11 protein-coding genes are annotated in these 14,045 nt (G+C 48.6%); 8 read left to right on the top strand and 3 right to left on the bottom strand.

Annotation, left to right across the window (positions count from 1 at the left end; all coding sequences use genetic code 11):
- The first annotated feature begins 28 nt into the window (after window positions 1–28).
- Complete coding sequence (locus AACH44_RS05760) at window positions 29–838, top strand: hypothetical protein (protein WP_261848202.1); 810 nt, start codon at window positions 29–31, stop codon at window positions 836–838.
- A gap of 141 nt (window positions 839–979) precedes the next feature.
- Here AACH44_RS05760 and AACH44_RS05755 read toward each other — a convergent pair whose 3' ends face one another.
- Entirely contained in the window at window positions 980–1,207 is a 228-nt protein-coding gene (locus AACH44_RS05755; RefSeq protein ID WP_338659523.1) for a DUF1272 domain-containing protein, read from the bottom strand.
- 509 nt (window positions 1,208–1,716) lie between these two features.
- Here AACH44_RS05755 and AACH44_RS05750 point away from each other — a divergent pair.
- The 4 genes from AACH44_RS05750 (at window position 1,717) to AACH44_RS05735 (ending at window position 6,870) form a co-directional block, all read left to right on the top strand.
- Window positions 1,717–4,656 (top strand): autotransporter domain-containing protein, encoded by a 2,940-nt coding sequence (locus AACH44_RS05750; protein WP_261848200.1) that lies wholly within the window; start codon window positions 1,717–1,719, stop codon window positions 4,654–4,656.
- 270 nt (window positions 4,657–4,926) lie between these two features.
- On the top strand, window positions 4,927–5,547 hold the full coding sequence (locus AACH44_RS05745; protein WP_261848199.1) for a LysE family translocator: 621 nt from the start codon (window positions 4,927–4,929) through the stop codon (window positions 5,545–5,547).
- Window positions 5,548–5,707: 160 nt separating this feature from the next.
- The gene (locus tag AACH44_RS05740; RefSeq protein ID WP_261848198.1) at window positions 5,708–6,079 is read left to right on the top strand and encodes a hypothetical protein; all 372 of its coding nucleotides are present in this window, start codon (window positions 5,708–5,710) and stop codon (window positions 6,077–6,079) included.
- Window positions 6,080–6,108: 29 nt separating this feature from the next.
- Window positions 6,109–6,870 carry an AAA family ATPase gene (locus AACH44_RS05735; protein WP_261848197.1) on the top strand — a complete coding sequence of 254 codons (762 nt, stop codon included), beginning with the start codon at window positions 6,109–6,111 and terminating at the stop codon, window positions 6,868–6,870.
- Between the two features lie 9 nt (window positions 6,871–6,879).
- Here the strand turns inward: AACH44_RS05735 and AACH44_RS05730 are convergent, their stop codons facing one another.
- Both AACH44_RS05730 and AACH44_RS05725 read right to left on the bottom strand, forming a co-directional pair.
- Complete coding sequence (locus tag AACH44_RS05730; protein WP_261848196.1) at window positions 6,880–8,682, bottom strand: ABC transporter ATP-binding protein/permease; 1,803 nt, start codon at window positions 8,680–8,682, stop codon at window positions 6,880–6,882.
- A gap of 61 nt (window positions 8,683–8,743) precedes the next feature.
- On the bottom strand, window positions 8,744–11,122 hold the full coding sequence (locus tag AACH44_RS05725) for a TonB-dependent siderophore receptor (protein WP_261848195.1): 2,379 nt from the start codon (window positions 11,120–11,122) through the stop codon (window positions 8,744–8,746).
- A gap of 425 nt (window positions 11,123–11,547) precedes the next feature.
- Between AACH44_RS05725 and AACH44_RS05720 the strand changes: the two genes are divergently transcribed.
- The 3 genes from AACH44_RS05720 to AACH44_RS05710 all read left to right on the top strand — a co-directional run bounded on the left by AACH44_RS05720 (window position 11,548) and on the right by AACH44_RS05710 (window position 14,042).
- Entirely contained in the window at window positions 11,548–12,072 is a 525-nt protein-coding gene (locus AACH44_RS05720) for a sigma-70 family RNA polymerase sigma factor (RefSeq protein ID WP_261848194.1), read from the top strand.
- Window positions 12,073–12,084: 12 nt separating this feature from the next.
- Window positions 12,085–13,050 carry a FecR family protein gene (locus tag AACH44_RS05715; protein ID WP_261848193.1) on the top strand — a complete coding sequence of 322 codons (966 nt, stop codon included), beginning with the start codon at window positions 12,085–12,087 and terminating at the stop codon, window positions 13,048–13,050.
- A gap of 143 nt (window positions 13,051–13,193) precedes the next feature.
- Window positions 13,194–14,042, top strand: coding sequence for an energy transducer TonB (locus AACH44_RS05710; RefSeq protein WP_261848192.1), 849 nt, complete (start codon window positions 13,194–13,196; stop codon window positions 14,040–14,042).
- Window positions 14,043–14,045 lie beyond the last annotated feature (3 nt).

Raw genomic sequence — 14,045 nt, 5'->3', positions numbered from 1 at the left:
GAACGACAAGGACATAAGGAAGACCGATATGAAAAAAATTTTCTACCTGGTGATACCTGTAATGCTCTGTTTTTACTCTCGCGCCTGGGGAGAAAGCAAGGCACCGGTGCCGGGTATGTGCTCCCATGTGGAGGCCGTCCCCAATGCGGTGCGTAAAGACTATTCACTCTCTGCTTTTTACCATAAGTATGTCGATGCAAATGGCATACCAGTACTCTCCTCTGATGCGCCAGAAGACAAGGCGCTATTACTCGCCTGTAAATTGATCGTCAACATGACTTCTCACCGTAGCGACATTCTTGCAAAATTACAGGAAAATCATGTTCGTTTCGCCGTCATCGGCAAAAATGAGGGGACAGCAGATATTCCGGAATATGGTTACCAGAATGCGCCACCATCAAAGAAACAAGCGTTAAACGATCGGGCGAGGGGTCTCGGCGGACAAACGACCTCATGCGGCGAGGAAAATCTGCTGTGTTCGGTAGGCGATCGTTACCCAAACGAGAGTATCTGCGTCCATGAGTTTGGACACTCTTTGCCCTATGCGCTTAATAAGGTAGAACCCGATTTTCTTAAGCGGTTGAAAAGCGCGTTTAACGACGCACATTCTAACGGCCTTCTGATCAAAACCTATCGTGACACCAACATGGATGAATACTGGGCCGAAGGCGTACAGGACTGGTATAACACCAATGCCAAATCCGACCCGCCCAACGGTATTCACAATAAAATCAACACACGCCAAGCACTCAAAACCTATGATCCCAAGCTCTACTCATTGATCGCCGAAGCCCTTCCGAAATCAACAGACTGGGGGGATTGCCATGTTAAACCGTAATTCCACCACGGTTTAACATGAAAAGATCCATTATGGGACGGATTTAACAATGGCGGAGTAAACAAGCACGTTATCAACAGGTTGATGCGATGTGCCCTTTTTACAATAAACAGGTTGATAACGTGCCGCCATCAACACCAATCAATGCTTTTTTACAATCCGGGTAAACGATGGCGGATCCTCAGTTAAGCAACGTACCGGACGCACGGGTCTTTTGACCAACTCTCCACCACAGTTCGGGCAAACCTGTTCAAATATCTTATCCGTACAATCTGGGCAAAATGTACATTCGTAGGAACAGATATAGCTCTCAGCATGGGGTGGTAAATCACAATCGCAATTTTCACAGTTGGGGCGTAATTCAAGCATCGTCTTACCTCGAATAAAGGGTGGAGATTGTCATGCCGATGGCTGGCAGTCTGCCGAGAGTACCGTAAATGACAGACATACCGTTACCTCAACATCCCATCTCAGATACCACAGGTTGTAAATACCAGAACCAGCCCAAAACCGATTGCTAAACCGCCACCAAAAGCTCAGCAAGGAAAAATGGGTAACGATAAATTCCATTTGTCGCTGTCGCTTTTGCCATCTTATTGCACAAATACCAATGAAGGGCTAATGCGCTCTTGCCTAACTGGCAACATTTGATGATGTAACAAGCGGTTATGATAATAAACATGAAGACAGGGCCACATAGAAAAATGAGATATTTACTTAAAAAGTATCAAGATCCTTATCCTTTAGTCTTGTTCATAATCGGCGGTTTTATTCGTCAGAATAGTATGCCGTATTAACAAACAGATGCCTTTAGCCAAATCCCTGCTTTCTTTGGGAAGTGGTTTTATGTTCTAAATGACAAAGAGTAGGAAAATAGAATGACGATAGCAACGTCCTTATTATCGCCGAAAAAACAAACTTTCCGACAATCGGTATTAGCCGCCAATATCAGTATCGCTCTATTGGTGTTGGCTGGTTGCAGCAGCGGTGGCACTGGTGGCAGTAGAAACGTGGCGCCGATGAACCCAGGCAATCCGACTAACCCGACTAACCCGGAAGAACCGGAAACGCCGACACCACCCGCCGTAAAAGTAGGGATTATTGATTCCGGTCTCGCATCAGGTCGCTCAGAATTCAATTACAACAATGTAAGTTTTAGATCTTTTTCCGATGGTGGTTCGCAAGTTAATGATAACCTTGGCGTCAGTGGTCACGGGACGCTGGTGGCACTAACATTAGCAGGGCTTGCGACCAAGGTCTATTCAGGCGGTATTGCACCAGACAGTGAACTCTATATTGCCCAGGCATCTAAAAATAACAGCTTTGATTATTTAAAAACCTCGGCCTCTGTGGATTGGTTGCTTAACTCGGGCGTCCAAATTATTAATATGTCCTACTCTTCAGATGAACGATTGGTGACTGATGAGGATTTCAAAAAAGCTCAAACTGAAAATCAATACAAATTAATTTATAACGATTTAAGAAAAATCGTTGATTCAGAAGCGTTAAGTGTGGTTGCCACAGGAAATAACGACTCAGCGATTCCATCGCCAGATACCCAAGTGCCGTTGATTTTTAACGATCCTTCGCTACAAAAAGGAATTTTGGCTGCCACTGGCTACGCGCCAGGAGAGGAAAGTTCAGAAGGGGTATTGCGCTCAGATGGCACAACCCGGCCTTCCGATCTCTTTATATTTAATGCCTGTGGCAAAGTCGCGGCATATTGCATGGCAGCGCCGGGTTATGTTGATAGCCCCGCTGAAAATGGTGATACAACAGAACGAAGCTATGGTACATCATTTGCCGCGCCACGCATTTCAGGGGCAGCATCGCTGGTCAAAGGTACTTATCCCTGGATGACCGGCTATAACCTGCAGCAGACCTTACTCACTACCGCGACCTATCACACCGATGCCCATAGCATGATTACCAGCGGCTACGCAAAGGATGACCAAGGCAACTTCCTCTACGATGAAGACGGGAATGCTATCTGGCAGCGTACCGAGACCAAAATCGCCGATACCGCCAACGGCCGTCCCTTTAACGATACTTTTGGCTGGGGCGATCTGAACATTGATAAAGCCTTGAAAGGCCCAGCGATGTTCTACGCCGATGACTTTACCGCCCGTCTCACCGCCGGCGATTATACTTTCGCCAATAACATTAGCGGTGAGCACGGCCTTATCGTGACTGGCGCCGACAATGCCGATGGTATTCTACGTCTGACCGGCAACAACACTTATAAAGGCGACACCAAAATCACCGCCAACAGCCTGTTTGTCGATGGTTCGATCGCTGGCGATGCCGCAGTTTCAGGAACCGGCACACTGGCCGGGAAAGGACGTATCGGCGGCAACGTGAGTAACACCGGTACGGTGGCCACCACCGCGCAAGGCGGCCTGACCGTCGCCGGTAATTACACCCAGGGCAGTAATGGCCTGCTGAACGTGACATTGTCCAATCCGCTTACTGTTGCAGGTCGCGCCTCACTGGATGGCACATTACGCGTCGGTCTGCCCAGCGAAACCTATGTCGTCAAAACGCAGGAAACCCTGCTGCACAGCAATCAGGGCGTCAGCGGCACCTTTAAAACCACCGATCTCGGTTTGTTCCTGACGGGTGATCTGACTTACGGTGCCAACGATGTCACCGGTGCCTTCAGCCGACTGAACACCGTCGACGCAGTCACAAACAGCGGCTTACACAGCGCCGCACAGTTACAAACCGCCGCCAACGTCGAATCCGCTCTGCAAGTGGCCGATCGCTGGTCTGCGCTCACCACCACTACCGCGCAACAATCCAGTGTGTTAGCCAAAGCCGCCGCCTTCCAGCAACTGGGCAGCGCCAGTGCCGCAGCCACCGCGCTGGACTCGCTGTCCGGCCAGGCGCACGCCTCCAGCAACGCCATACTGTTTAACAGCCTGGATTACCAAAACCAACTGCTGAATAACCGTCTGGATCTGCTTGCCGACGGCAAAGACTACGGCCTGTGGATCGAAACCGGCAAGCTGCGCGGCGATCTGCAACAATCCGGCTATCTCGGCAGCCATTACGATATCACGCTGACCGCCATCGGCGCGGATACCGATTTCGACACCCCGGGACTGCGCGCAGGGGTTGCCTATACCAACAGCCAGATTAAAGCGGACTATCAGGGCAGCGGCGGCAACAGTGAAAACAAGTTGCAAGGCGTCATGACCTATGCCCGCTATAACCTCACCCCGGAATGGTACGTTCAGGGCAACCTGAGCTATCAGCACGGTCGCGATAAACTGAAACGTTCTATCCTGCTGGACGATGTTGAAGCCGTTTCCAGCAGCACCTCCAGCGACGGCTGGCAAGGTCTGGTGAAAACCGGCTATGAACTGGCACTCAATGATGTCTTCAGCGTGCAACCTTATACCGGGCTGAAATACAGCTATCTCTCCACCGGCGGCTTTACCGACACCGGCAGCGAGTTCGGTCTGACGGGCGAAGGAGATGATTATTCCCGCACCGTGGGTCTGACGGGGGTTAATCTGCGGGCGTTGTTGCAGTGGGAAAAAGGCTGGTGGAGCAGCGTCAGCGTCAACGGCGAATACCAGCACGCTTTCTCCAACCCATCGCTGGACGTGGCCGCACGCTGGAGCGGGTTGGGTCGTGAAGGTGAGCGCCTCGATATTCCGGGCATTCGTCTGGACAAAGACTCGCAGTGGGCAGGTGTGCGGTTGGACATCGGTAAAGCGGCCGATGCCCGCTTCTTCCTGCGCGCCGACAAACACTTTGCCGATCGCGGTAACGAAGAAGTGCTGCGCGGCGGTGTTGACGTGTCCTTCTGATAAGCAAATGACGCCGATTATCTTTAGATCGGCGTCATATTTATTTGATATATCAGATTTTATCTATATTAAACTATTTAATTTATATTAAAAAAAATAGTTCAACTTGGAGATGTATGGTAAAAATCAAGGTGTTTAACGCATTGAAACTCATACCTGCCATAATCCGTCAAAAAATATGGCTAATGGTTTGAGATAAAAAATCTCATATGAATAGCTGTACATCAGCGATAACATAATCACCAGAAATCCCACTCAGAGCGAAATAAAATGTTTTATGCCGTATTTATTTATATAATGGCGGTGATAAGCCCTGGTCCAAACTTCATACTGGTAAGTCGTTATTCAGCTCTTGGTTCAGTCAAACAAGGGCTTGCCGTAACACTTGGCATTTGCTCAGTTGGCGCATGTTTTTCAATTTTATCGTTGCTTGGACTATCCAGTATCATTCACGTTTTTCCATCATTCTCTAAAGTTTCAGTCGTATTAGGAGCTTTATATCTCATTTATATTGCATACATTATCTTACGTAGTACGTTTAATCGGGAGACATCAACAGGCCCGGATACTCATCCCGATGAAGTTTTTTTTGGCGGGATGAAAAAAGCCTACTTCACAGGCGCTTTAACTAATGTTTTCAATATGAAAACTATTGCTTTCATGATAAGCATCTGGTCTGGTTTTCTTGCTGTAACGCGATCGCCAACAGAACAAATTGTGGCAGTAATAATATGTAGCGCACTGGAGTTTTCATGGTATTTTTTTGTGGCATTGATCTTTGGGCGTCCTACCATTAAAAGATTTTTTTTCCGTTACCGGACAGGTATAGACAGAGGACTGGCAGTTTTTCTGACTATGTTTGCGACTCAAAACATTTATTCACTCTTCTAGAGACCGATCTCAACAGGCTATACCCATATTTTATCTATGCTATGCCAATTTAGTTATGAAATATAAAATAGGCCAGATACCGTAAATTGCGTAAAATGATCGAATGCCAGCGTTACCCCATCGCCTCAACTATTAAGTCGTTTCAACATAAGGAAAAACCATGAACAGGAATGTTTTATTATTTGTTCTTTTCAGCCTTTTTATCGTACTCGTCGCAGGCTACCTTGCGGCCACTGAGAATCCTTATTCAGATATTGCTATATCCATTGCCGGGTGGTTCATCGGCACTATCATCGTTCTGGCGATTAAAACCCTACTCTTTAAGCGTAAAATCTCAGAATATGATGTCTCCGTTATTACTATAATCACGATATTATTCTCTCTGGGCACGGTTATTTCCAGCCTGTTCCTGCAAGGTTCGGCTCCGCTGATTAGAGCGTTAACGTTCGGTGCTGTCCTACTTGTAGGCACTCTTATTACGCTGAAAATATTTCATCGAGCGAATAAAAAAGCCCCCTCCGGCAACAAGTAAAAGATTCTCAGTATCAAAGGGGAAATACCGTGGAACTGAGTAATAAGCCCTATTTACAGCGCGTCTACTTTCATCCGCAAAAAACACGCGACCCGCACGCTTATCCCTTCACCATTCCGGCGATAAACGATCTCGAAAAGATCCGCTTTCACCCTGATGTCACCTTTCTGGTGGGAGAGAACGGATCGGGTAAATCGACTTTTTTAGAAGCCGTGGCCATCGCGATGGGATTCAATCCGGAAGGCGGTTCGCGTAATTTCAATTTCAGTACCCGTGACTCCCATTCCAACCTGAGTGACTACCTCCGTACTGTCAAAGGGGTAAAACGTCCGCGTACCGGTTATTTTTTGCGCGCCGAAAGTTTTTTCAACGTGGCGACGGAAATAGAAAATATTGATCCCGCTCTGGCTCAACTGGCTTACGGTGGTATTTCGCTACACCAGCAGTCGCATGGCGAATCGTTTATGGCACTGTTAAACCATCGTTTCAGCGCCAACGGATTTTATCTGCTAGACGAACCGGAAGCTGCGTTATCCCCCACCCGACAACTCACGGCACTGGCGCGTATCCATCAGTTGGTGAACACCGGGTGTCAGTTTATCATCGCTACCCACTCGCCCATTATTCTGGCCTATCCCAATTCAGTGATTTATCAGTTTAATGAAAGCGGCATTCAGCAGGTCGCGTGGCAGGATACGGAACATTATCAAATCACGCGTCAGTTTTTGAACAACCCACAAAGCATGATGAATATATTATTTGCCGAGGAAAACGCGGATGATCCCCTCTAGCCTAAAATTTTATTCGCCCCGCCAGGCAAGGCTGCGCTCGCCAAAAGCCCTGTCAGCGCTTTGATGCTGCGGTGCGTCATCACCTGTTTGCGTTTCCCGTTCGTCACAATTATCACTTTCCGTTGGTGGGGTCAGATGTAGATGATGAGTATGGAAAGCAGACAGCGTTTCTCGATGTGCCACGCTGATAATCGCGCTATCAGGCAGACTGGCAACCAATGCCTGATAAACCCGCTGTTCCGTCTCGGAGTCGAGCGCACTCGTCGCTTCATCCAGAAAAATAAAATCGGGCCGATGCAGCAATGTGCGAGCTATCGCCAATCGCTGCTGCTCGCCACCGGATAGCCGCTGCTGCCAGCGATCTTCATCATTCAACTGCAAGGCCATGTCCGGTAGTGCGCAGTCGATGAGTACCTGTCGGCATTCCTCATCGGTAAAATCACGCGCAGTGCCGGGGTAGCACAGCGCCGCTTTGAATGTTCCCGTCGGGAGGTAACTTTTTTGTGGTAAAAACAGATAGCGACGGCCACAAGGTCGTGTAATGACGCCACTACCGTGCTGCCATAGTCCGGCACAGGCACGTAGCAACGTGCTCTTCCCCACGCCAGATGCTCCATTGATCATCCAACGTTCTCCCGGTAAGACCTGCCAGTGGTCTAACGCCGTCAGCGCCCGACCATCCGGCGTTCGCAGCCGCAACCCCTGACAGGAAAATTCAGATCCAGCGTGTTCCGTTACCCGAATAGGCGATGATGTCCGCACGCTTTTGTTCAGCGCTTCCTCCATATCCTGTAAACGCTTCGTCAGCGCCAACCAGCGGGTAAACGACTGATAAGCCTGCATAAAATAGCTCAGTGTCGCACCGAGAGAACCGTAAGCCATCTGAATTCGCGTCAAGTCGCCAAAGGTGATCTCCCCACGCAATAGCTGCGGCAACGCCAATAGCGTCGGCAGCGGGGAAAGAAAATGGCTAAACAGGCTTTGACCAAACGAGACTTTGAAGCCGCGCAACAACACAGAGAGCGCATTATCACGCACGCGAGCAAACCGCTGGGCAAGCCGTTCCCCTTCCCGCGCGCCCCCGTGATAGAAGGCAATCTGTTCGGCATTTTCACGTAATTGGACGCCCAAAAAGCGGAAGTCTCCTTCCGCGTTCTGTTGGTTCATATTCAGTTTTATCAGTGCCTTACCAAGCCAATGCGACAGCAGAATTTGCAGAAAATATTCGATATAAAGGGCATAAACCATATAGCCGGATATCGCCCAGTCGCTGCCCATAAACGAGAAGCGCAGTACCCCAGAAACCGACCACAGCAGCGCCGTGTACGTTACGGTACTGATGACGACCGAAATAAGGCTGAGAAAAAAATTCAGCGAGGCCGACACCAGCTCATTAACATCATCGGCGATACGCTGATCGATATTCGACAGCGCACCGTCCCTTTCTATTTCGTAATAAGCCGATGTCCCCGTCCATCGCCGGATATAGTGGAGTGTCATCCAAGTGCGCCAGCGCAGTGCCAGATAGCCTTGACCGAGTACGTTTATCCATCTCAGCATCATGGCACCCAAACCGAGTACGAAACTGAAGATAAACAGCGGTTTTATTTGCTCCCAATCCAGCCCAATCAGCGCATCGGTAAACTTGCCCGATACCCGGTTTGCCTCCACACTAATGTAGGCCGTGCCAAAATTGATGCTAATAATCATCGCCAGAATAAGCAGCGCCAGATATTTCTCCGACGTCAGCCAATAGGGCATCAGAATCTGGCTGACGCCCGGTCTTGCCGTACTCGTCTCACTTGTGTTCATACGCCGTTTCTACCTGCTGATTCGTGTGAATGACCGTTCTTGTTAGTTGCCGAACGGATTATCAGAACGAATAAGTGCCGGTTAAGCGCCATGTCCGACCATCCTGGACACCAAGATAAAGTGGGGTGGCTGTGGAATAAAAAAGATCGCGATCGAAAATGTTATCCACGCCAAATTGCAACGACCAGGCTGGCTGGCGGTAGAAAATAGCGACATCAACCGACGTCTGACTGCCAATTTTGAAGTATTCCCCCTGATAACCATTCTCAGTGGTTTTCGATTCGCTACGGAAGCCAGCTGATGCCCCGGCGCCTTGAAGTACACCGGTCTGAATTTCATAGGAGCTCCATAGACTGACACTATGGCGCGGTGTCTCAGCGGAAGGCGCTATTTCAGGATCGCTATTTTTAGTATACGTATAGCTTCCCGTTACTTCCCATCCTGGTAACAGCATCCCATTCAGATCAATATCCAATCCCTTGCTGGCACGGCCTTCCGTGCCCACCTGACGGCCATTACTAAAGACCACGATATTATTTTGCCGTACATCAAATAAGGCGGTCGTCAACGTCAGGTCATCCTCCAACAGATTAAATTTCAGGCCAACCTCTTTCGATTTGCCGGTCGAGGGTGGTATCGGTTTCCCCGTCGACAAGTTGATCGATGGACTGCCCTCAAAGCTGTTGAGATAGTTAGCATACGCCGTAACATCTGGTGTGATATCGAAACTGATACCGTAATTTGGGATCCACTTACTGGTGGAGTACGTTGCAGGTTTACCGCTCGTCAGGTAACTGTTGTCCCAACTAGAATGTTTTAAGGAAAGCTGCAGATGCGTTCTCTCCCATAAATCAATTTGATCCTGGAGCAGAAGACCATTTTGAATCAACTTACTGGTATACCGCTGATTGGTGGGTTCGCCAATACCTGGAAAGGACAATGACCCTGGAACAAAGATATTGCCGTTGGTCAGCGTGACAAAATTGCCTTCATAACTGGCATAGCGCTCATATTTATAATCATGTCCCAACAACAACGTCTGCTTGACTGGACCGGTTTCAATCACGCCACGCACATCATTTTGCAGGCTCCAGGTCTGGTTGGTATATTTGGTCGATAACGGATGACTGGTTTTGTAACCATTGTTGTCAACAGCCAGGGTTTCATTCATTTTTAACTGGCCATAAGTGCTCTGGTAATTGGCCTTGCTGTTAAATGTCCAGCCCCCGATCAGATCTTGCTCTACTTCGTAATACGCATTGGTCGTTTTGTTTTTGAAATGATCGTCTTTGTCTCCCAGGCGGTATTTAGGCAGTTTCTGTATCTGTCCATTGATGTGAACCGTGCCTGCAGGTCCCGAGTTACGCCCTTGACTGAACTCTGCGCCAACCAACACCCGGGTTGACTCCCCCTTCCACGCTAGCGCAGGGGCCAGATAGTCGGCATGATCGCCGTTGTAATCAGGAAAAGCGTTATCTGACTTCATGGTCGAGCCATTTAGCCGATAGCTGAACGCTTTATCGTCCGTCAGTGCGCCACCCAGATCCATCGCCGTCTTAAATTCACCGTACTGTGAGGCTTCCATTTTCACACGATGCAAAGGTTCAGTGACGGGTTTTTTACGTACCAGGTTAATCGTGCCAGCAGGAGAACTGCTGCCTGATAACACTGACTGCGGCCCTTTCAATACTTCAATGCGTTCGATACCTTCAATAGCGGTACCCTGTCCAATACCTACGTTACTGGATCCAGATACACCGTCCGTCAAGCCGGAGGTTACCTTTTGACCACGGATATAAAAATTCGCCTCACCACGGTTTGAACGCCTTGTAATTACGCCACCTGCATTTTTCAGCGCCTCCGCCAGCGAAGTAACCTGACGATCGTTAAGCAGTTTACTGCTGATTACCGATACAGATTGTGCCGTCTGCTGTAGTGACGTATTGGTGCGCAACGCCGAAGAGGAAGCATTCGGATTCAACACCGTTTCATCTTCACTGCCCGCGTTAACCGTAATCGCCGGCAGCGTTTTATCATTGGCTTTCGCCGCATCCACATCTTGAGATGAGGAAGAAATAATGGTCAACGTGCCATTATCCGTGGTGGTTAATAATAACGGCGTACCTTGCAACAAACGTAAGATAGCCTGTCGAGTCGAATAATTGCCCGTCAACGCCGCACTTTGGTAATTCGCTACCAATCCGGGACTAAAGGAAATGGTTTGCTTACTTTGGTTGGCTATCGCCAGTAATCCTTTTTGCAAATCACCAGCCGGAATAGAAAATGCAATGGTGTCATTTTCGCCTGCGGCATACGTGGTCATCGGTATCACCGCTGCACTCAATAACAGCGCAGTGTTTATACTCAGCATTCTACCGAAAAACAGACGTTTCTTTAGGCTAAGCGCTGAACCACTCTGTCTGTCGTAGCTTTTTTTCATTTTCCCTTCCATCATCAATTATTGCGACATATCAGATTTTTATTAATCTTCGTATGGTCTGTGCAACAAAGCAGCAAAAGTGACAGTGGGAATGGATTTTTTTCTGAAATTATTTTTTCCAAAAATGATTGAATTAATTTTAAAATTCTATTTTGGTTTACATGAAAATAGCGAATCATTTATTTTTTGTTAAAAAACAATATCATTCGCTATTTTTCAGGGATAAATCAGAAAAATTTCGTCTACCAATTACTTAGCAAAATAACAATTGTAAATAAACATATAAGAAAAATGTTGTTTGACTAATCCGAAATTTGCCTTAAAACGTGCTTTGGACGCAATGTTCATCGTGGTTTTGCGGTCTTGGGGTATCCAGACTCAAAGATTATCAGTTCCAGTTGTGATTTATGCTATTGAGGATGCCCATGTATTCCGACGCTAGGCTAGATAAAAAACCTGATTTACTTTCGTTGATATTCCGTAGTGATTACCGCTGGTTGACAGATAGACTCCGGCGCCGTATTGCTTATGGGTGCGAAGCGGAAGATGTGGCTTCAGAGGCCTTCTTAAGGCTGGCTCAACTGCCCAATCTATCCAGCGTGCAGGAACCACGCGCTATGCTGACCACGCTTGCCAAACGCGTATTGTATGAAAACTGGCGTAAGCGTGATCTGGAAAAGGCTTATCTGGCTGCATTGTCGAACAAGCCTGAAATGTACCACCCTTCCCCCGAACAGCAAGAGTTGCTGATGGAGGCGCTGTTCATCATCGATCAGGCGCTGGAAGGGTTGTGCATCAAAGCCAGACAGGCATTTTTATACAGCCAATTGGATGGTATGACCTATGCGGAAATTGCCAACGAGTTGGGTGTTTCCGTCAGTATGATCAGAAAATATATTGCTAAAGCGCTAACTAATTGTTATTTGGCTACTCAAGATGTTGACGAATGACAGGTGAATATCATGGCCAGACGACACAAGGATGATCAGATTGCCCAACAGGCGATCGAATGGATGGTGATGTTGCGCTCAGGTGAGGCGACACAGACCGACTATGACGACTACCAGCACTGGCGGCACGCAGATATACTGCATGATCGCGCGTGCCTGCGGATTGAGAAAACACTGGGGCAGTTCCAACCCTTGTTGCAAGCATTGCCGAATGAACCAATCCGCCAAGCGCTGTTGGCACCTTCCAGTCGGCGGAAAGTGCTGCAATATGGTCTGGGGATGATTTCGGTATGCTCACTGAGCAGTTTGTTATTAAACCAGTATTATCCGCTTTCACCGATTTTATCCGATGTTAAAACCGCCACCGCTCAGCGACAGAATGTTTCGCTCAATGATGGCAGCATGCTGACGCTGAATGCGCGCACTGCGGTTGATATCAATATTCAGCCAGATGCCGCTTTACGGCAGGTAACATTGCGTAGTGGTGGTATTCTGGCCAATATTGCTCACGACGCCCAGCGCCCTTTCATGATTTCCACTACCATGGGCAATATCGTCGCGCTGCAATCTCAAGTGAATCTTCGTTATGAAGACGGCGGCGTACATGTCGGTGTCCTGGATAATATCGCCAAAATCACCAACCAGCTTGGTCAAAGCATTCAGGTTCAGGCCGGTCATGGTGCCTGGTTTGATCGTTCCTCGCTCTACAAAACCGCCATCACCCCAGAAGCCGAAGTTGCCTGGGTTCAGGGACGGCTGGAAGTGCGTGATCGATCACTGGCCTCAGTTATCCATACCTTGCGTGATTATAGCCCTGGCGTGATCCGCCTTGATCCCACGGTTGCCGATCTGCGCGTCAGCGGCAACTTCCCGCTAGATGATATCAATTACACCCTGGATTCATTGGCACAGACCATGCCTCTCGCCATCGTGCATACCACGGACTACTGGATCAACATCCGCGCAGCTAAACGATGAAACACCTTTAGATATAGATAAAAATTTTATCAATCAGGGTGACACTTTTCCTTTCCCGCTGCACATAGTAAGTAAGAGAGAGTGTTCTTGACCAACAGAACAGGCTTGGTTGTCCGGCAAAGATAAGAAAAGCAGAGGAAAACGTGCAGCAGGCATTGTTAAAACAGCGTGTATTGCCCGTCACATTGGATGGAGATACACAGAGACTCGATCATAGCGTGAGAAAATCCGCTTATGGTGAAGGCAGAAAAATCGTTCTCAGCTTTCTTGCAGTCGCTTTGTTACATATGGTGACCGTTGCGTGGCTCATTACCCGTACAACCGAATATAAACCGCTAAACCTGATCACGCCTGCGGAGAGTGTCAGCATTCAGGCCACGATGGTTGAAGAACCGGAGCCGGAACCTGTTCCCGAAATTTCACCGGAACCTCCGGTGTTAACCTCGGAACAAGGGGAACGTGAGATCGAACCCATCGTGGAAAAGCAGCAACCCTTGCCTGAGCCGCCGCCAGTCAAACAGGAAGTGAAAAAGGTTCCACCTAAGCCTGTCGTCAAACCTAAGCCAGTACGGCCTAAAACTATCACTGAGCCACTGCCTGTCGCCAAAACGGAACAGAAAGCGACGCCAGCGACAGCCACACCAACGGCAGCTTCGGGGCTTATTCCGAATGCTAGCAAAGGGACGATGATGCAGAACACACCGGGTGCGGAACCTAAAAATGTTACGTCAGTAGGATGCGCCGTACCGCAACCGGAATATCCACGCCGCGCCAGACGGTTCCAGCAAGAAGGCGATGTATTGGTTCGATTGGTGATTAGTCCGGAAGGCCGTTTATTGAAACATGAACTTGCCAAGAGCAGCGGTTACGAAGCCCTGGACGAGGCCGCTATGGATGCCATTGCCAAAACAAGCTGTACGCCGTATCGGGAAAATGGCCAAGCCATTACTGTCATGACACTACAGCCGGTGAAATTCAAACTATCCCATTAAGCC

The sequence above is a fragment of the Pectobacterium araliae genome (assembly GCF_037076465.1).
Taxonomy (GTDB): domain Bacteria; phylum Pseudomonadota; class Gammaproteobacteria; order Enterobacterales; family Enterobacteriaceae; genus Pectobacterium; species Pectobacterium araliae.
The sequence above is the reverse complement of the archived record's forward strand: the minus strand, read 5'-3'. Positions and strand labels throughout refer to the sequence as shown.